General features: G+C 63.6%; 13 protein-coding genes. 9 read left to right on the forward strand and 4 right to left on the reverse strand.

Translation table 11 applies throughout. The annotated features are described in order from the left end of the window. Window positions 1-95 precede the first annotated feature (95 nt). The 3 genes from OGV19_RS15825 to dacB all read left to right on the forward strand — a co-directional run bounded on the left by OGV19_RS15825 (window position 96) and on the right by dacB (window position 4,621). Window positions 96-2,540, forward strand: coding sequence for a TonB-dependent siderophore receptor (locus OGV19_RS15825; RefSeq protein ID WP_264309618.1), 2,445 nt, complete (start codon window positions 96-98; stop codon window positions 2,538-2,540). Window positions 2,541-2,615: 75 nt separating this feature from the next. Beyond that, a complete protein-coding gene (locus OGV19_RS15830) occupies window positions 2,616-2,960 on the forward strand; it encodes a YggL family protein (protein ID WP_264309619.1) in 345 nt (114 codons plus the stop codon). A gap of 197 nt (window positions 2,961-3,157) precedes the next feature. Beyond that, window positions 3,158-4,621 carry a D-alanyl-D-alanine carboxypeptidase/D-alanyl-D-alanine endopeptidase gene (dacB, locus tag OGV19_RS15835; protein WP_264309620.1) on the forward strand — a complete coding sequence of 488 codons (1,464 nt, stop codon included), beginning with the start codon at window positions 3,158-3,160 and terminating at the stop codon, window positions 4,619-4,621. A gap of 186 nt (window positions 4,622-4,807) precedes the next feature. Here dacB and OGV19_RS15840 read toward each other — a convergent pair whose 3' ends face one another. Both OGV19_RS15840 and rlmKL read right to left on the reverse strand, forming a co-directional pair. After that, window positions 4,808-7,213, reverse strand: a complete 2,406-nt coding sequence (locus tag OGV19_RS15840) for a sensor domain-containing diguanylate cyclase (RefSeq protein WP_264309621.1) — start codon at window positions 7,211-7,213, stop codon at window positions 4,808-4,810. A gap of 94 nt (window positions 7,214-7,307) precedes the next feature. Further along, the gene (gene rlmKL, locus OGV19_RS15845) at window positions 7,308-9,500 is read right to left on the reverse strand and encodes a bifunctional 23S rRNA (guanine(2069)-N(7))-methyltransferase RlmK/23S rRNA (guanine(2445)-N(2))-methyltransferase RlmL (protein ID WP_264309622.1); all 2,193 of its coding nucleotides are present in this window, start codon (window positions 9,498-9,500) and stop codon (window positions 7,308-7,310) included. A 561-nt stretch (window positions 9,501-10,061) separates the two neighbouring features. On the opposite strand from rlmKL, the gene rmf reads away from it, so the two are divergent. Then, a complete protein-coding gene (rmf, locus tag OGV19_RS15850; protein ID WP_003248687.1) occupies window positions 10,062-10,277 on the forward strand; it encodes a ribosome modulation factor in 216 nt (71 codons plus the stop codon). Window positions 10,278-10,371: 94 nt separating this feature from the next. On the opposite strand, the gene OGV19_RS15855 is transcribed toward rmf, so the two are convergent. Further along, window positions 10,372-11,394: a quinone-dependent dihydroorotate dehydrogenase gene (locus OGV19_RS15855; RefSeq protein ID WP_264309623.1), complete on the reverse strand. Its 1,023-nt coding sequence runs from the start codon at window positions 11,392-11,394 to the stop codon at window positions 10,372-10,374. Between the two features lie 139 nt (window positions 11,395-11,533). On the opposite strand from OGV19_RS15855, the gene OGV19_RS15860 reads away from it, so the two are divergent. The 5 genes from OGV19_RS15860 to cobA all read left to right on the forward strand — a co-directional run bounded on the left by OGV19_RS15860 (window position 11,534) and on the right by cobA (window position 17,211). Beyond that, on the forward strand, window positions 11,534-12,748 hold the full coding sequence (locus tag OGV19_RS15860) for a CmpA/NrtA family ABC transporter substrate-binding protein (RefSeq protein WP_264309624.1): 1,215 nt from the start codon (window positions 11,534-11,536) through the stop codon (window positions 12,746-12,748). Window positions 12,749-12,759: 11 nt separating this feature from the next. After that, the gene (locus tag OGV19_RS15865) at window positions 12,760-13,335 is read left to right on the forward strand and encodes an ANTAR domain-containing response regulator (RefSeq protein ID WP_264309625.1); all 576 of its coding nucleotides are present in this window, start codon (window positions 12,760-12,762) and stop codon (window positions 13,333-13,335) included. A gap of 213 nt (window positions 13,336-13,548) precedes the next feature. Then, window positions 13,549-14,760 (forward strand): nitrate/nitrite transporter, encoded by a 1,212-nt coding sequence (locus tag OGV19_RS15870; protein WP_264309626.1) that lies wholly within the window; start codon window positions 13,549-13,551, stop codon window positions 14,758-14,760. Between the two features lie 9 nt (window positions 14,761-14,769). Continuing rightward, window positions 14,770-16,440, forward strand: a complete 1,671-nt coding sequence (locus OGV19_RS15875; RefSeq protein ID WP_264309627.1) for a bifunctional protein-serine/threonine kinase/phosphatase — start codon at window positions 14,770-14,772, stop codon at window positions 16,438-16,440. A 27-nt stretch (window positions 16,441-16,467) separates the two neighbouring features. After that, window positions 16,468-17,211, forward strand: a complete 744-nt coding sequence (gene cobA, locus OGV19_RS15880) for a uroporphyrinogen-III C-methyltransferase (protein ID WP_264309628.1) — start codon at window positions 16,468-16,470, stop codon at window positions 17,209-17,211. Between the two features lie 69 nt (window positions 17,212-17,280). Here the strand turns inward: cobA and OGV19_RS15885 are convergent, their stop codons facing one another. Beyond that, window positions 17,281-18,318 (reverse strand): OmpA family protein, encoded by a 1,038-nt coding sequence (locus OGV19_RS15885; RefSeq protein WP_264309629.1) that lies wholly within the window; start codon window positions 18,316-18,318, stop codon window positions 17,281-17,283. Between the last annotated feature and the right edge of the window lie 88 nt (window positions 18,319-18,406).

An 18,406-nucleotide genomic window follows, 5' to 3' on the forward strand; every position in this document is an offset into this window, starting at 1 on the left:
CTACAGGCAGCTTTTGCTCCCTCACGCATCAAGACAAGAGTAAGGCGCTGACTGCACAGCGTGAAGCCAAACTCTAGCCGCCAAGGATTGTCCCGATGCAAAGCCACCTCACCCCACTCGCCGCTGCCCTGCGCCCTTTGCTGCTCGGGTTCGCACTGGCCGCCGTCACGCCCGCGCTTTTGGCTGCCGAACCCACGGCCGAGCACAGTGCGGCACGTGCCTTCGATATCCCGGCCGGCAGGCTGGACAGCGCACTGGGGCAGTTTGGCCAGCAGGCCGGGGTCATGGTCGCGGTCGACTCGCAGCTGTCGCAGGGCTTGCGCAGCCCAGGCCTGCAAGGCACCTACCCCGTCACCCAGGGCCTGTCGCTACTGCTGCACGGCACAGGCCTCGAAGCCATCATGACGGGCGCAGGGCGTTATCGGCTGCTGGCCCGCACGGGCAACAGCGGTGCACTCGAACTCGATGCCACCAGCATCCAAGCCAATGATTACCGCGATGATCCGCTTGGGCCGGGCGACGGCTACATTGCACGACGCACCAGCACCGCGACCAAGACCGACAGCGACTTCCTCGAAGCACCCCAGGCCATCTCCGTGGTCACCCGCGAACGCCTCGACGACATGGGCGTGCAACGCCTGGACGAAGCCTTGCGCTATACCTCGGGGGTACGCTCCGACTCAGGTGGCGCCAACAATGCCGCTGACAATATCTTCCTGCGCGGCTATGCGGTGTCCTTTACCTACAAGGATGGCCTGCGCCTGCGCCCGCTGGGCTTTTTCGGCATGTTTGCCGAAGAACCCTACGGCCTGGAACGCGTGGAAGTGCTCAAGGGGCCAACATCGATCCTCTACGGCCAGAGCGAACCCGGCGGGCTGGTCAACACGGTGTCCAAGCGTCCGACCGACCATGCCCGCGGCGAAGTCGGTGCGTCAATCGGCAGCGGCCATCGCCGCCAGCTGACATTCGACAGCAGCGGCCCGCTGAACGACACCCTGAGCTACCGCTTCGTCGCCCTCGGCCGCGAAGCAGACGGGGTATACGACCACACCGACGACGACCGCACCTACGTCGCGCCCAGCCTGACCTGGAAACCCGACGAGGCCACCAGCCTGACCCTGCTGGCGGCCTATCAGAAGAACAAGGCCCTGGCACCCAGCAACATCCCATGGGCGGCGGTCAACGGCAGCAGCCCCTACGGACGGGTGCCCATGGAGCGTTTTATCGGCGAACCGTCCTTCGACTTCGAAGAAGTCGAGAGCAGCTCGCTGGGTTACGAGTTCAGGCATGACTTCGACGAGGTCTGGACGTTCCGCCAGAACGCCCGCTACAGCACCTACGACAACCAGGAAAACTACCTGGCGCGGGTCAGTGGCCTGGTGACAGGCAGCGATGGCGTGCCCAACGCCTCGATCAACCGCAACTACCAGCTTCGCCACGCCTACGGTGACCACCTGGCATTGGACAACCAGGTGCAGGCCCGTTTTAGCACCGGCCCGGTGGAGCACACGGCTTTGCTTGGCATGGACTACAGCTGGAGCAAATCGACGCGCAACGAAAAATGGGGCGCCGCCACCCCGATCAACGTGTTCGACCCGGCCTACGGCGCGCCGGTGGACACCTCGGCCTATACGGCATGGGTCAACACCCGGCAGCGCACCACCCAACTGGGCTATTACTTCCAGGACCAGATCAAGTACCAGCAATGGGTGCTGACCCTCGGTGGCCGTCAGGACCGGGCCAGAACCCGAACTACCGATCGCTGGACCGGCCAGGAAACTGCCGACCAGGACTGGGATGCCTTCACTGGCCGGGCCGGCCTGGTCTATCTGTTCGATAACGGCCTGGCGCCCTATGTCAGCTACTCCGAGTCGTTCAACCCGGTGAGCGGTAGCACCTCACCCGCACGCGGCAGCAAACCGTTCGATCCGGAAACCGCCAAACAGTACGAGGCAGGCGTGCGCTACCAACCGCCCGGCAGCGACACCCAGGTCACCCTGTCGGTCTATGACCTGCGCAAGCAGAACGCCACCACTCCCGATGCGCAAAACCTCAACTACAGCATCCAGACTGGCGAAACCCGCTCGCGTGGGGTCGAACTCGAAGCCATCACCACGGTTGCCGAACAGCTCAAGCTGACGGGCTCACTTTCCTACAGCGATGTGGAAGTCACCCAGAGCAATGCCGGCGATGAAGGCAAGCACCCGTTCAAGATACCTGCCCGGTTGGCCTCGGCCTGGGCCGACTACAGTGTGCCCTTCGACCCGCTACAGGGCCTGAGCATTGGCGTGGGGGTGCGTTACACCGGGTTCAGTTATGGCGACAGCATGAACACCTTCAAGGTGCCCTCGTACACCCTCTACGATGCCGCCGTGCGCTATGACCTGGGCCACCTCGATGCCAGCCTGCGGGGGGTGAAGGCCAGCCTCAACCTGAAGAACCTCACCGACAAGTACTACGTGGCGTCGTGCTTCTTCTCGCTGGCCTGCAACATGGGCGAGGGGCGTTCGGCCGTGGCCGAAGTCAGCTACAGCTGGTAAAAGCGTGACACAGGCAGGCAGCCAAACGCCGAAGCTGGTAGACTGCGCGGCGATATTACCTAAGAGGATTGTTTCATGGCCACTAACCGCTCCCGTCGCCTGCGCAAAAAGCTGTGTGTCGACGAGTTCCAGGAATTGGGCTTCGAGCTGAACCTGGACTTCAAGGAAGATCTGGATGACCAGGCAATCGATGCATTCCTCGATGCCTTCCTGGAAGAAGCCATGGACGCCAACGGCCTCGACTACGTCGGCGGTGACGATTTCGGCCTGGTGTGCTCGGCCGAGCGTGGTTCGGTCAGCGAAGAACAACGTGCTGCCGTCGAAGCCTGGCTCAAGGGCCGTGGCGAACTGACCAAGATCGAAGTCAGCCCGCTGCTCGACGCCTGGTATCCGGGCACGCCGATCAACGCGGCTAAGTGATACCTGCGCGGTACCCAGCGGTTTGAACGCTGAAAAGGCCACCCTTTGGGGTGGCCTTTTTTGTTGGCGGCGTTTTCCGTCGAACGTGGCCCATCGTGGCTGCGCTTGGGGCATAATGCGCGTTCTATTTCGTTCTGGGGCCATCATCTCTTACAGCCCCAATGTCCTTTTCCCTCGCCGCAGGGTACTTACTGAATATGATCAAAACGCTCCGTCCCCTCGTTCTCGCCGGCCTGCTCCTGCCCTTCGCCCTGCCCAGCCAGGCCGCCGCCGTCAGTACCAGCCTGCCCCCCAAGGTGCAGCAGGCACTCAAAGCCAACAAGCTGCAGGACACCGCGCTGTCGCTGGTGATGCTGCCGCTGGATGGGCCAGGCGCGGCGACCGTGTTCAACGCCGATGTCTCGGTGAACCCGGCCTCGACCATGAAGCTGGTCACCACGTACGCCGCCCTTGAGCTGCTCGGCCCGACATTCCAGTGGAAAACCGAGTTCTACACCGACGGCACCCTGAGCAACGGTGTGCTCAACGGCAACCTGTACCTCAAAGGTGGCGGCGACCCGAAACTGAACATGGAAAAACTGTGGTTGCTGATGCGTGACCTGCGCGCCAACGGCGTGCGCACCATCACCGGCGACCTGGTGCTGGACCGCAGCCACTTCGTGCAGCCCAACCTGCCGCAGTTCAACGATGACGGCGGCGACGTCAACAAGCCGTTCCTGGTCAAGCCCGATTCGCTGCTGGTCAACCTCAAGGCACTGCGCTTCGTTGCCCGCAACGACGGCGGCAAGGTGACCATCGCGGTCGAACCGCCGATTGCCAACATCCGCATCGACAACCAGATCAAGGCCGTGGCGTCCAAGCAGTGCACCGGTGACGTACGCTACAACCCTGTGCAACAGGCCGATGGTGTCAGCGTGGTGGTCAGCGGCCAGCTCGGTGATGGCTGCAACTCGCAAACCTACCTGTCGCTGCTTGATCACCCGACCTACGCCGCCGGTGCCGTGCGGGCGATCTGGAACGAGCTCGGTGGCAGCATCCAAGGCAACGACCGCATCGAAAACGTGCCCAAGCGCGCACGCCTGCTGGCAAGGGCTTTCTCGCCCGACCTGGTGGAAGTGATCCGCGACATCAACAAGTACAGCAACAACACCATGGCCCAGCAGCTGTTCCTCAGCCTGGGTGCGCAGTTCCGTACCGATGCCGATGGCGATGATGCCCGTGCGGCGCAACGCGTCGTTCGGCAGTGGTTGGCGAAAAAGGGCATCACGGCGCCTCACCTGGTGATGGAAAACGGCTCCGGCCTGTCGCGCGCCGAGCGCGTCAGCACCCGTGAGATGGCGGCGCTGCTCCAGGCAGCCTGGAAGAGCCCCTACTCCGCCGAGTTCATCAGCTCCATGCCGCTGGTGGGCATGGACGGCACCATGCGCAAGCGCCTGAAACGCACGGCCATGACCGGTGAAGGGCACATCAAGACCGGCACCCTGAACACCGTGCGGGCCATCGCCGGCTTCAGCCGCGACAGCAACGGGCATACCTGGGCAGTAGCGGCGATTCTCAACGACCCGAAACCGTGGGGGGCATCGCAGGTGCTTGACCAGGTGTTGCTGGACCTGTACCGCCAGCCGAAACTGGGCGCGAGCACTGCGGCCGCCGCACAGTGATTGCTGTGCAGGCTGAGAGTTTCAGCACGCTTACTGTGGGACCAACTGTCTCGCCAGCTTCTAAAAACTGACGCAATTTTTGTGGGAGCGGGCTTGCCCGCGAACACGGGCGAAGCCCGTGCCAGCCACCGCGGCGCCTGCTTCGCGGGCAAGCCCGCTCCCACAAGGTCCGTGCCGAATTGGCGCTCAGGTCAACTCGGCCTCGACGCGGTCCCGTCCTGCCTGCTTGGCCGCATACACCCCAGCATCCGCCCGCAGCAGCAACGCATCGGCCCCCTCCCCTGGCCGCCAGCCCGCCACACCAAAGCTCGCCGTCACCTCGCCTACGCCCTCGATCGGGACGTTGCGCACGCTTTGCCACAGCTCAAGCGCCAGCAATCGCGCCTGTTCGGCATCGCTCCCTGGGCACAGCACCATGAACTCCTCCCCGCCCAATCGGCAGAACACGTCGGTTCGCCTAAGGCGATGGCCGATGCGCTGGCACAGGCTACGCAGCACCAGGTCACCCACCGCATGGCCGAACTGGTCGTTGATGCGCTTGAAATGATCGATATCGAGCATGATCACGGCCAGTGCCAGGTCTTCGCGCTGGGCGCGATCCAGCTCGACCTTGAGCCGTTCCTGGAAATAGCGCCGGTTATGGATGCCGGTAAGGGCGTCGGTCACCGACAGGGCGCGCAACTCCTCCTCCACCCCCTTGAGGTCGGAGATGTCGGTCAGATAACCATGCCACAGGGTACATCCCGCCTCGCCGACCTCCGGCGTCGCCTCGCCGCGCACCCAGCGCAAGCCCGCACGCGGCAGGCAGACCCGATACTCCTCGCGCCAGGGCGTGAGGTGTTCGGCCGAGTAGCGCACAGAGCGGCGTACGCGGTCCAGGTCATCAGCATGGATACGCTCGAACACCACCGTGGCGTCCTCGCGCAACTGCTGCAGGTCGACCTCGTAGATGTCATAAAGCCCTTTGCTGGCATATGGGAAGCATGAGTCACCATTGGCATCCAGACGGTACTGATAGATGCCACCCGGGACCTCGGCACTGAGTTTCTCCAGCAGCCGGTCACGCGCCGCCAGCGCCTCATGCACCCGCCGCCGTTCAGTGACATCGATGCAGATGGCCAGGTAGCCAACCCACAAGCCTTGTTCATCGAGCATGGCCGTGACCAGCATGTTGGCCACCAGGTGGCTGCCATCGGTGCGCAGCAAGGTCCACTCGCCAGGTTCGGCACCGCTTTCCTGCACCGTTTCGGCAAACATCGCCTGGCCACCGGCAATGTGACGACCGTAACGCAGGCTCAGGGCATGGGCGCGCTGGCTGAGCTCCTGGGGCAGTACCAGGTCCTCAAGGCGCAAATGGCCGATCGCCTCGCTGGCCGAGTAGCCGAGCATGCGCTCGGCACCGGTATTGAAAGTGCTGACGACCCCCTTGAGGTTGGTGGCGATGATAGCCACCTGGGTCGCGGCCTCAAGCACGCTGCGCAACTGGTTGTGGGTGCCACGCAGGGTTTGCTCGCTGACCAGCAGTTCGGCAGTGCGCTGCTCGACCAGGGTCAAGGCGCGCTGGCGCTGGCTGAACAGGCTGTAGAGCAAGGCACTGAGCAGCAGGCTCAACAGCCCGCCCAACAGCGCGACCACCCGTGCCGCCGAGGACCGGTTGGCCTTCACGAAGGCCAGGCTCGGCCTGACAAGCAACTGGAAAGGGTGGTCGGCCAAGTGCAGCAACTGACTGCGGGCCAGCGCCAGGGGGGCGGCGTCGTTCTGTGACGCGAACACGACTTCAGGCCCATTCAGCCCGGACGGGTCTTCGATACGCACGACCAGATTGTCGTCGGCCGGCGCCGGCAAGCCGTCGCTGATGAGCTCGCGCAGGTTGAGCAACGCCATCACATAGCCCACCGCAGCGCCGTGGGGGGCGGCGTCGGAGAACACCGGTGCAACCATCAGCAGGCCGCGCCCGTCAGCGGCCGGCCGCCCAGCCCTGTCGCCGATCATGTCCAGCGGTTCGGACACCGCCATGCTGCCAGGCTCCAACGCCCGCGCCAGGGTCGCTTGCAGCGCACGCTGGCCAGCCAGGTCAAGCCCGTAAGGTAGCGCCGGCTGTTCGTCCGACTGGGTGTAGAGCACTGGAAAGTAATGATCACGCGGCGGTGCCGGCTGCCAGTTGCCCTGTGCATCCTGATCACCGATCACATAGTCCTGGCCCCGCCAGGCCGTGGTGCGGTGCTCGAACTCGGCCCGCTGCGCAGCCTCTACACGCGGCGCCCAGGCATAAGCCAGGGTGCGGTGCAGCAGCGGCCGTGCATAGCCATCGAATTCGTGGGGAGTCACTTCGTTGGAAAAGCTGAAAAACCGCCGCAGCCCTTCCAGGCGCTGCTGCTGATCGTCAAAACGCTCTGCGATGCGGCTGTAGCGCTCGCTGGCCAACAGCTCGAAGCGCTGGCGCAGTTGCTGCTTGTGGAGCGAATGCGCGGCCAGGGCCAGGACGGCCGACAGCAGGCCACCGGCCACCAGGGCCACCAGCGCCACGGCCCAGGCGGACACCCCTTCCGGGCACAGGCCAAGAAACCTCGCACGTACGCCAAACTTGGACATAACACCATCTCGTCACGTCAGCGTCCTGCGGATTATCTTGCCCTGGCCTCAGTTATAGCTATTGGCCATTAGCCGCGCAATGCACCTCGTCGCTTCAGCGCAATTGCAGGCGCCATGCGCGGTGGATGCGGTTGTTGCGGGCAAAGTCCGGGTCCAGTGTCTGGGCGGTGATTTCCTCCACCGCGTAACGCGCCATCAGGTGCTCATCGAGCTGGAACTTACGGAAGTTGTTGGAGAAATACAGCACGCCACCTGGCTCCAGGCGTGCCATCGCCAGATCGAGCAACTGCACATGGTCACGCTGCACATCGAACACACCTTCCATACGCTTGGAGTTGGAGAAGGTCGGCGGGTCGATGAAGATCATGTCGTAGCTGTCACGGTTGGCTTCCAGCCAGGCCATCACATCGCCCTGCTCCAGGCGGTTACGCTCAGAAAAACCGTTGAGCGACAGGTTGCGCCGCGCCCAGTCCAGGTAGGTTTTCGACAAGTCGACGCTGGTGGTGCTGCGCGCACCGCCCTTGGCCGCATGCACGGTGGCGGTGGCGGTGTAGCAGAACAGGTTGAGGAAGCGCTTGCCGGCGGCCTCGCGCTGGATGCGCATGCGCATCGGGCGATGGTCGAGGAACAGGCCGGTGTCCAGATAGTCGGTGAGGTTGACCAGCAGCTTGACGCCGCCTTCGTTGACTTCCTGGAAGCGCCCTTCGGTGGCCTGGCGCTCATACTGGCGGGTGCCGCTCTGGCGCTCCCGGCGTTTGAGCACCACACGCTGAGGCGAAATGCCCAGGGCCTGTGGAATCGCTGCCAATGCATCGAGCAGACGCGCCTGGGCCTTTTCCGGGTCGATCGTACGGGGCGCCGCGTATTCCTGCACATGCACCCAGTCGTGGTAGAGGTCTACCGCCAGGGCGTACTCAGGCATGTCGGCATCGTACAGACGGTAGCAATCGACCTGCTCGCGACGCGCCCACTTGCCCAGCTGCTTGAGGTTTTTTTGCAGACGATTGGCGAACATCTGCGCACCTTCCGACAGGCGCGCGGGTTCACTTGCCTGCGGCTCCTGGCGCCGGGCATCGGTGTTTTCAGACTGCGCATCGCGACGCTCGCCGGTGACGAACTGGTCGGGCTGCACCTTGAACAACAGCAGCTTGCACGGCAGCGCACCGTTCCAGAAAGCGTATTGCTTGTGGCTACGAATGCCCATGCGCTTGCCCAGCTCCGGCGCCCCGGTGAACACCGCCGCTTCCCAGCCCATGCACGCCTGGCGCAGACGCTCGCCAAGGTTCTGGTAGAGGTACAGCAAGCTGGCTTCGTCGCCCAGACGCTCGCCGTAAGGCGGGTTGCTGATGACCAGGCCTTTCTGGTTCTGGTCAGGCCGTGGCTCGAAGGTGCTGACTTCACCCTGGTAAATCTTCACCCAGTCGCTCAGGCCGGCACGCTCGACGTTGTTGCGCCCCGGCTGGATCAGCCGTGGGTCGGCCTCGTAGCCGCGAATCCACAGCGGTGGCTTAGCCAGGCCGGCCTGCGCGCGTGCTTGCCCCTCGTCATGAACCTTGCGCCACAGTGCCGGCACATGGCCAAGCCAGGCGCTGAAGCCCCAGCGCTCGCGCTTGAGGTTGGGCGCGATATCCGCGGCAATCATCGCGGCTTCGACCAGGAAGGTACCCACACCGCACATCGGGTCAGCCAGCGCGCCGCCTTCGGCAGCGATGCGTGGCCATCCGGCGCGAATCAGTACGGCTGCCGCGAGGTTTTCCTTGAGCGGCGCGGCGCCTTGCTGCAAGCGGTAGCCGCGTTGGTGCAGGCTGTGGCCGGAGAGGTCGAGCGAGAGAATCGCCTCGCCACGGTCCAGGCGCAGGTGCACGCGTACGTCCGGGTCGATCTTCTCCACCGACGGGCGCAGGCCTTCACGGTTGCGCAGCTTGTCGACAATGGCGTCCTTGACCTTGAGCGCACCGAAATGGGTGTTGTCGATGCCCGAGCCGTGGCCGCTGAACTCTACCGCGAGGGTGCCGTCGGCAGCCAGGTGGTCAGCCCAGTCAACCGCGTTCACGCCGTCGTAGAGGTCGTCGGCGTTCTTCATGTTGAAGCGCTTGAGCACCAGCAGCACCCGGTTGGCCAGGCGCGACCAGAGGCACAGGCGGTAGGCGGTTTCCATGTCGGCGGCGCCGCGAATGGCCGAGGTGTGCTCGCGCACCTCATCGAGGCCGAGGCCCTTGGCCTCTTCGGCGAGCAGGCCTTCCAGGCCTTTGGGGCAGGTAAGATAAAGTTCGAAACGGTCCGACATGAGTATTCCAGAGCCTTGGGCTATTTGACTGACGAGGCGACGCATCACCCCGCGATGTTTGCCCGAACACCCTTCCAGCAGGCGTCCGAGTGGCCTTCCCCTGCGCGCAACCGCGTAGCAGAACGACCGGGCCGCCTGACCGATCAGCACTTCGCCAGGGGCAAAGACAGCTTAGATCATCAGGCAGTATTAAAAATTCGAGCGATTCAGGAACCGATGTGACCCTTCGTCGCATTTCAAAATATTTCTGTCACGGCTCAGCAACGCTGGCGAAATGACGTCAATGATCGGCAAACCCCGATCATAGCGGGCTCAAGGCCAAATAAGGTTGAGTCGCATTTATTTACTTATCACTACACCCTTGGAAAGGTTACGTGCTTATGACAAATCGATCATTCACACCGTGACTTGCATTCGTTAGAACTGGTCTCAGGCCGCTTCGCAACGAGGCGGCACCTTCAGCTCGCGACGCCGGCAGCGAGCGCAAACCGGCAGAATGACTCTGCCCGGCCTCGGAGAGGCCGACGGGACATTACAGTCAACAAGTGAGGGCAACACCCTATGAGAAGACTTAAGCGTGATCCGTTGGAAAGAGCATATTCACGTGGCTACCAATACGGGGTCACCGGCAAATCCCGCGAACTTTGCCCCTTCAATCTTCCTTCTGTTCGCCAAGCCTGGATCAACGGCTGGCGTGAAGGTCGCGGTGATAACTGGGACGGCATGACTGGCACCGCTGGCATCCATAGACTCAACGAAAATCACGCCGTTGGCTGATCGAGGACACTGAATTCGATTTACCATGCACGCCCCATCCGGGCGGCGGGCGAAGGCCCAGGGGCCCCTTGATGGGGCCCTTTTTTATGGCCGGTTACCTTGGCATCGCGGCGATGGCATCCACTGCCTCGCGGATCAACGCAGGGCCTTTATAGATGAAGCCGGAGTAAATCTGCACCAGGCTGGCACCCGCAGCGATTTTTTCGGCGGCGTGGCGGCCCTCGGTGATGCCACCAGCAGCAATGATCGGCAGCTTGCCACCCAGCTCACCTGCCAGCACCTTCACGGTGTGCGTGCTCTTTTCCAGCACCGGCGCGCCCGACAAACCACCGGCTTCGCCCCCATAAGGCAAGCCTTCGACGCCTTCACGGCTCAGCGTGGTGTTAGTGGCGATCACCGCGTCCATGCCCGATTCCATCAGCGCAGCAGCCACCAGCGCGGTTTCCTCGTCGTTCATGTCCGGGGCGATCTTAATCGCCAACGGCACGCGCTTGCCATGCGTCACCGCCAACTGCTCACGGCGCTCGGCCAAGGCATCGAGCAACTGCTTCAGCGAGTCGCCAAACTGCAGGCTGCGCAAGCCCGGCGTGTTCGGCGAGCTGACGTTGACGGTGATGTAGGTGGCATCGGTATAGATCTTGTCCAGGCAGATCAGGTAGTCATCGACCGCACGCTCGACCGGTGTGTCGAAGTTCTTGCCGATGTTGATGCCCAGCACGCCGTTGTAGCGCGAAGCACGCACGCGCTTGAGCAGATGATCGACACCCAGGTTGTTGAACCCCATGCGGTTGATGATCGCCGTCGCCTCAGGCAGACGGAAAATCCGCGGTTTGGGATTGCCCGGTTGCGGGCGTGGGGTGACAGTACCGATCTCGACGAAGCCGAAGCCCAGTTGCGCAAAGCCGTCGATTGCCGCGCCATTCTTGTCCAGGCCGGCGGCAAGGCCCACCGGGTTGGCGAAGTTCAAGCCCATGACCGACACCGGCAAGGCCGCCGGCTGCTTGCACAGCATGCCATTGAGGCCAAGACGGCCACCGGCACCAATCAGGTCCAGCGACAGGTCGTGGGAGGTTTCCGGAGAAAGCTTGAACAGCAGCTGGCGGGCCAGGGTATACATGGGCGGGCAAGGCTCGGGGTGAATGAGCTGGCGATTATAGCCAGCGCACGGCTGGCATGACAGTAAATCCTGGGGCTGCTTGGCACATGCGTTGCTTCGCTCACCGCACACTGCCTTTTCAGTACGGGCGAGGAACCTTGTGAACACAGCACCCCGAACAACGCCCCTGGCCTGGGTCAACGGCAGCGATGCGCCGGAGAAACCCAGCCTGAACATTGGTTTCATGGCCCTCACCGATTGCGCCTCGGTCGTGGTCGCCGCCACCCAGGGCTTTGCCCAGCAGTACGGTCTTACCCTCAACCTCAGTCGCCAAGGCGCCTGGGCGGGTCTGCGCGACAAACTGGTCAGCGGCGAACTGGATGCCGCGCACTGCCTGTACGGCCTGGCCTATGCCGTGCATCTTGGCATCGGCGGTGTGCCGGCCAGTGGCATGGCCGTACTCATGGGGCTGAACCAAAATGCCCAGGCCATCAACCTTTCCCCTGCCCTGCAACGCAAGGGCGTGACCAGCCCTGAGGCACTGGCGCGCCTGGTGCACCAGCATGGCGCACGCCTGACCTTTGCCCAGACCTTCCCCACAGGCACCCACGCCATGTGGTTGTACTACTGGCTGGCGAGCCAAGGCATCCACCCGCTGCGCGATGTTGACAGCGTGGTAGTGCCGCCCGCGCAGATGGCCGCGCATATCCAGGCCGGCCGCATCGATGGCTTTTGTGTGGGCGAACCCTGGGCGGCCGATGCCGTCGCCAACCGCCAGGGCTTTACCCTGGCGACCAGCCAGTCGATCTGGCCAGACCACCCGGAGAAGGTCCTCGCTTGCGCCCGCGCCTTCGCCGAGCAGTACCCCAACAGTGCCCGCGCCCTGATCAAGGCGATCCTGGCGGCCAGCCGCTTCATTGAACAAAACCCGCAGAACCGCCGCAGCACCGCGCAGCTGCTCAGCGGCAGCGCCTATCTGGACACGCCGGTGGGCAATATCGAGCCACGCTTGCTCGGTGACTACCAGGATGGGCTGGGCAACCAGTGGCAAGACCCCCATGCCCTGCGCCTGTTCGATCAGGGCCAGGCGAACATGCCGTACCTGTCCGATGGCATGTGGTTCATGACCCAGTTCCGCCGCTGGGGCCTGCTGCGTGACGACCCCGACTACCTTGGCGTGGCCAGCCAGATCCAGCAACTGGCGCTGTATCGCGAAGCAGCGGATGCCCTCGGCATCCCTTGCCACCACCCGTCGATGCGCAGCAGCCTGCTGATCGACGGCACACGTTGGGACGGCAGCGACCCCTACGGCTATGCCCGCAGCTTCCGCCTGCACGCGCTGGGCGACACACCCGAAGCCCGCGTTGGCCTGTGAGGGGGATGAACATGCTGCGTATCCTGCTGATCGACGACACACAAAACAAGCTGGGCCGGCTCAAGGCCGCCCTGAGCGAGGCAGGCTTTGACGTGATTGAAGCCCCGAGCCTGACCATCGACCTGCCCGCCTGCGTCGAAACGGTGCATCCGGACGTCGTGTTGATCGATACCGACTCACCGGACCGTGACGTGATGGAACAAGTGGTGCTGGTCAGCCGCGACCGCCCCCGGCCCATCGTGCTGTTTACCGACGAGCATGACCCGGGGGTGATGCGCCAGGCTATCCAGGCGGGGGTCAGTGCCTACATCGTCGAGGGCATCCATGCCGCGCGGCTGCAGCCGATCCTGGATGTGGCCATGGCCCGCTTCGAAAGCGACCAGGCGCTCAAGGCGCAGCTGGTGGCGCGCGACCAGCAACTGGCCGAGCGCAAGCGCATCGAACAGGCCAAAGGCCTGCTGATGAAGATGAAGGACTGCAACGAAGAGCAGGCCTACACCCTGATGCGCCGCCAGGCCATGAGCCGCCAACAGAAGCTGATCCAGGTGGCCGAGCAGATCATCGCTATGCACGAGATGCTGGGGTGAAGCTCTAGGGAAAGTCTAAAAGGCTGTCGCAATCCATGTGGGAGCGAGTTAACCCATACCCCGAGTTGGCCCAGCTCTTGCTGAAGAAACCACACCGGTAGCCAACGGCGGTTGCCCACATAACCCCGACAAAGACGTCGCTCACCCCTCCACAGCCGTGGACCGGGTAGCGGCGTCTTTTTCGTTCCGTTGCATTGCCGAGTGAGGTGTTCGATGAGTACCAGCTTCTGGAAATCCGGGCATGTGCCCACGCTGTTCGCCGCGTTCCTGTATTTCGACCTGAGCTTCATGGTCTGGTACCTGCTCGGCCCGCTGGCGGTGCAAATCGCGGCCGACCTGCAGTTGAGTGCACAGCAACGGGGCCTGATGGTGGCCACGCCGATTCTGGCCGGTGCGATATTGCGATTCGCCATGGGCCTGCTGGTCGATCGCCTTTCGCCAAAGACTGCCGGCCTGATCGGCCAGGTCGTGGTCATCATTGCCCTTGCTGGCGCCTGGTACCTGGGCGTGCACAGCTACGAGCAGGCCCTGCTGCTGGGCGTGTTCCTGGGCTTCGCTGGTGCCTCGTTCGCGGTCTCGCTGCCGCTGGCTTCGCAGTGGTACCCGCCGCAGCACCAAGGCAAGGCCATGGGCATCGCCGGTGCCGGTAACTCCAGCACCGTGTTCGCGGCATTGCTGGCACCCGCCCTGGCTGCGGGCTTTGGCTGGAACAACGTGTTCGGTTTTGCCCTGATCCCGCTGTCGCTGACCCTGGTGGTGTTCGCCCTGCTGGCGCGCAATGCGCCCGAGCGGCCCAAGCGCAAGGCCATGGCCGACTACCTCAAGGCCCTCGGTGACCGCGACAGCTGGTGGTTCATGTTCTTCTACAGCGTTACCTTCGGCGGATTCATCGGCCTGGCCAGCGCCCTGCCCGGCTACTTCAGCGACCAGTATGGCCTGAGCCCGGTCACCGCCGGCTACTACACCGCCGCCTGCGTTTTTGCCGGTAGCCTGATGCGCCCGCTCGGCGGCGCCCTGGCCGACCGCTTTGGCGGCATCCGCACCCTGTTGGGCATGTACAGCGTGGCCGCCATGTGTATCGCCGCGGTCGGCTTCAACCTGCCCAGCGCGGCGGCTGCGCTGGCGCTGTTCGTCAGCGCCATGCTCGGCCTGGGTGCCGGCAACGGCGCCGTGTTCCAACTGGTACCGCAACGCTTTCGCCAGGAAATCGGCGTGATGACAGGGCTGATCGGCATGGCCGGTGGTATCGGCGGCTTCCTGCTGGCTGCCGGGCTTGGCACCATCAAGCAGCACACCGGCGACTACCAGTTGGGCTTGTGGCTGTTCGCCAGCCTCGGCTTGCTGGCCTGGTTCGGCCTGCACGGCGTCAAGCAGCGCTGGCGCACCACCTGGGGCTCGGCCGCCGTCACTGCGGCGCGGGTCTGAGGCACGCCAATGAGCCTGCAACTGAACTTTGCCCACGCCAGCGCCACCGGGCCGCGCGCAGAAAACCAGGATGCCCTACGCCTGGTTACCCCTGCGCCGGAACTGGCCGCCAGCAAAGGCTACCTGTTCGCCCTCGCCGACGGCGTCAGCCAATGTGCCGATGGCGGCCTGGCAGCACGGGCCAGCTTGCAGGCACTGGCCCTGGACTACTACGCCACCCCCGCCACCTGGAGCGTGGCGCAGGCGCTGGATCGCCTACTGCTGGCGCAGAACCGTTGGCTACGCGCCCAGGGCAGTGGCCAGCCGCTGTTGACCACCCTCAGCGCACTGGTGCTGCGCGGTAGGCGTTTTACCCTGGCGCATGTTGGCGACTGCCGCGTCTACCGCTGGCACAAGGGCCGTCTGCAGTGCCTGAGCGAAGACCATGTCTGGGACCAACCTGGCATGCAGCATGTACTCAAGCGCGCACTGGGCCTGGATCAGCACCTGCTGGTGGATTATCTGGACGGCGAGCTGCAGGCGGGCGAGTGTTTCGTGCTCTTGAGCGACGGCGTCTGGGCCAGCCTGGGTGACCGGCATATCGAGTCGGTCTTGCGAGAGCAGCCCGACCTGCAGCTGGCCGCCGATACCTTGGTCGCCAGCGCCCATCTCAATGGCAGCCAGGACAACGCCAGCGCATTGCTGGTGCAGGTGGAACAACTGGGGCCGGCCAACCTGGGCGATACCCTGGCGCAGCTGCAACAATGGCCTGTGCCCGGCCCCCTGCGCGAGGGCCAGGCGATTGATGGCTGGCAGGTCGAAACGCTGCTCTCCAACAGTCGCCAATCCCTGCTGTACCGGGTACGCGATGGCCAAGGCCAGGCGTGGCTGCTCAAGACCCTGCCCGCCGCGCGCGAACAGGAACCGGGGGCCGCACAAGCGTTGCTGATGGAGGAATGGTACCTGCGCAGGGTCGCAGGGCGGCACTTCCCCGAGCTGCACGTCGCCAGAGAGCGCCAGCATCTGTACTACGTGATGCGCGAATACCCTGGTCAGAGCCTTGCAACGCTGCTCGCAGAGCATGGGCCGCTAACCTTGGCGCAGTGGCTGGAAATGGCCCGGCAACTGCTGCAGGCGGTCGGCGCCCTGCATCGGCGCAACTTGCTGCACCGGGACATCAAACCCCAAAACCTGCACGTGGGCACCGATGGCCAATTGCGGCTGCTGGACTTTGGCCTGGCTTACTGCCCTGGTCTGTCCGAAGACCCGCAGCACGAGCTGCCCGGCACGCCGTCGTTCATCGCCCCGGAAGCCTTCGACGGCCAGCCCCCAAGCCCGCGGCAAGACCTCTATGCTGTCGGCGTGACGCTCTACCACCTGCTGACCGGCCACTACCCCTATGGCGAAGTCGAGCCGTTTCAGCGACCGCGCTTCGGCCAGCCGGTCAATGCTTCGCGGTATCGCCCCGACCTGCCGGAATGGCTGCAACGCAATCTGCAGCAAGCGGTGGCGGCCGACCCTGCGCAACGCTTTGAAACCGCCGAACACTGGTTGCTGCTGCTCGAACGCGGCGACCGCCAGGACCTACCCCACCGCCCCCGGCCCCTGCTCGAACGCGAACCCCTGAAAGTCTGGCGCACGCTGGCCCTGCTGTCGCTGCTGTGCAATCTGATCCTGCTGCTCACCCTGCTCAAAGGCTGAGCACACCTTGCCGATGAGGAAACAACGATGAATGCAAAAGTCTGGCTGGTCGGTGCCGGCCCTGGTGACCCCGAACTGCTGACCCTCAAGGCCGTGCGGGCATTGCAGCAAGCCCAGGTGGTGATGATCGACGACCTGGTTAACCCCGCCGTGCTGGAGCATTGCCCACAGGCGCGGGTCATTGCCGTGGGCAAGCGCGGCGGCTGTCGCTCCACGCCCCAAGCCTTTATCCAGCGCCTGATGTTGCGCCATGCGCGTCAGGGGCGCTGCGTGGTAAGGCTCAAAGGCGGCGATCCATGCATCTTCGGTCGAGGAGGCGAAGAGGCCGCCTGGTTGCAAGGGCACGGTATCGAGGTTGAACTGGTCAACGGCATCACTGCAGGCCTGGCAGGGGCGACGCAATACGGTATATCACTGACCTCGCGCGGGGTGAGCCGCGGGGTGACGCTGGTCACGGCACATACCCAGGATGACAGCGAACTGAACTGGGCGGCGCTGGCCCAGGGGGGCACGACGTTGGTGGTGTACATGGGCGTGGCGCGGCTGGAGCAGATTCGCCAAGGGCTGCTGCAAGGTGGCATGGCGCCAGATGTGCCGGTGGCGATGATCGAGAATGCATCATTGGCGCAGCAGCGCGAATGCCGCAGCGATGTACTGGGGATGGTAGAGGATGCGCGGGCGTTCGGGCTATGCAGCCCGGCGATTCTGGTGATTGGTGAGGTGGTTGGAGCCTCTGTTGAAACAATGTGCGGCCTGACGCAGGTGGCATGACATCCCGGTTGAAAACCAGGCAAAGAAAAACCCGGCCGAGGCCGGGTTTTTCATGAAGCATCAAACCAATTACTTGGCCTGGGCTTCTACTTGCGCTTCAACGCGACGGTTAACAGCGCGACCTTCTTCGGTGGCGTTGTCAGCAACCGGACGGGTCTCACCGTAGCCAACCGAGTCAACACGGCTGGATTCTACGCCGTACTGCTGGGTCAGGACTTGCTTGACAGCGCTGGCACGACGCTCGGACAGCTTCTGGTTGTAAGCGTCTGGACCCACGGAGTCAGTGTGACCTTCCACGGTGGTGGTGGTCTGTGGGTACTGCTTCATGAAGTCAGCCAGGTTCTTGATGTCGCCGTAGCTGTTAGGCTTGACGACCGACTTGTCGAAGTCGAACTTGACGTCCAGCTCAACGCGAACGACTTCGGCAACAGCCGGGCAGCCGTCGGCGTCAACGGTAACGTTGGCCGGGGTGTCAGGGCACTTGTCGACGTTGTCGCAAACGCCATCGTTGTCGCTGTCGGAGCAGACTTCGGCAACTGGAGCCGGAGCAACTTCAGCTTGCTTCGGGCTACCGCCGAAGTTCAGACCAACACCAACGGATGGGCCCCACTCGGTGTTGCCGTTGTCGATGTTGTACATGGCTTCAACGCCAGCACGGGCGAAGAACATGTCGGTGATGTACCACTTGGCGCCAGCGCCAACGTTGGCGAAGGTGGAGTGGTCACGGCCGCTACGGGTAGCTTGGCCCAGGCTCTCGTGAGCGAAACCAGCGGAAACGTACGGACGCAGAGCATCGCCAACGGTACCGAAGTGGTAGGTAGCGTCGAGCTTGGCTTTGGAACCTTTGATGTCTTTGTTGAAGACATCACCACGAGCGTTGTGAGTCTCGTTGTAGCCCAGGTCCAGGGAAACGTCGTCGGTCAGGAAGTAACCGAGGCGAACACCAGGATTGGTGCCGTCGTTCTTGAAGTTACGCTCGCTGTCGTAGTACTGCTTGGTAACGTTACCTTCGATTTCGACAGCGCCTTGGCCTTGAGCCAGAACGCCGAACGAAGTAGCAGCTACGAGCGAGCCAATGGCCAAGCCCAAGGTGTTTTTCAATTTCATCCGTTAAATCCCCATCTGGTGATAGTTAAGCAGTCCCACCAACAACAAGGGGGACAACTCGACGGCAAGTCTAGCAGAACTCGCCGAT

Source organism: Pseudomonas putida, from assembly GCF_025905425.1.
GTDB classification, from domain to species: domain Bacteria; phylum Pseudomonadota; class Gammaproteobacteria; order Pseudomonadales; family Pseudomonadaceae; genus Aquipseudomonas; species Aquipseudomonas putida_AF.

Bases quoted from the DNA above. Each gene is read 5' to 3' on its own strand.
- OGV19_RS15885 (WP_264309629.1), bottom strand. From the start codon at position 18,318: ATGAAATTGAAAAACACCTTGGGCTTGGCCATTGGCTCGCTCGTAGCT.
- cobA (WP_264309628.1), top strand. From the start codon at position 16,468: ATGAATGCAAAAGTCTGGCTGGTCGGTGCCGGCCCTGGTGACCCCGAA.
- OGV19_RS15825 (WP_264309618.1), top strand. From the start codon at position 96: ATGCAAAGCCACCTCACCCCACTCGCCGCTGCCCTGCGCCCTTTGCTG.
- OGV19_RS15840 (WP_264309621.1), bottom strand. From the start codon at position 7,213: ATGTCCAAGTTTGGCGTACGTGCGAGGTTTCTTGGCCTGTGCCCGGAA.
- OGV19_RS15855 (WP_264309623.1), bottom strand. From the start codon at position 11,394: ATGTATACCCTGGCCCGCCAGCTGCTGTTCAAGCTTTCTCCGGAAACC.
- rlmKL (WP_264309622.1), bottom strand. From the start codon at position 9,500: ATGTCGGACCGTTTCGAACTTTATCTTACCTGCCCCAAAGGCCTGGAA.
- rmf (WP_003248687.1), top strand. From the start codon at position 10,062: ATGAGAAGACTTAAGCGTGATCCGTTGGAAAGAGCATATTCACGTGGC.
- dacB (WP_264309620.1), top strand. From the start codon at position 3,158: ATGATCAAAACGCTCCGTCCCCTCGTTCTCGCCGGCCTGCTCCTGCCC.
- OGV19_RS15830 (WP_264309619.1), top strand. From the start codon at position 2,616: ATGGCCACTAACCGCTCCCGTCGCCTGCGCAAAAAGCTGTGTGTCGAC.
- OGV19_RS15865 (WP_264309625.1), top strand. From the start codon at position 12,760: ATGCTGCGTATCCTGCTGATCGACGACACACAAAACAAGCTGGGCCGG.
- OGV19_RS15870 (WP_264309626.1), top strand. From the start codon at position 13,549: ATGAGTACCAGCTTCTGGAAATCCGGGCATGTGCCCACGCTGTTCGCC.
- OGV19_RS15875 (WP_264309627.1), top strand. From the start codon at position 14,770: ATGAGCCTGCAACTGAACTTTGCCCACGCCAGCGCCACCGGGCCGCGC.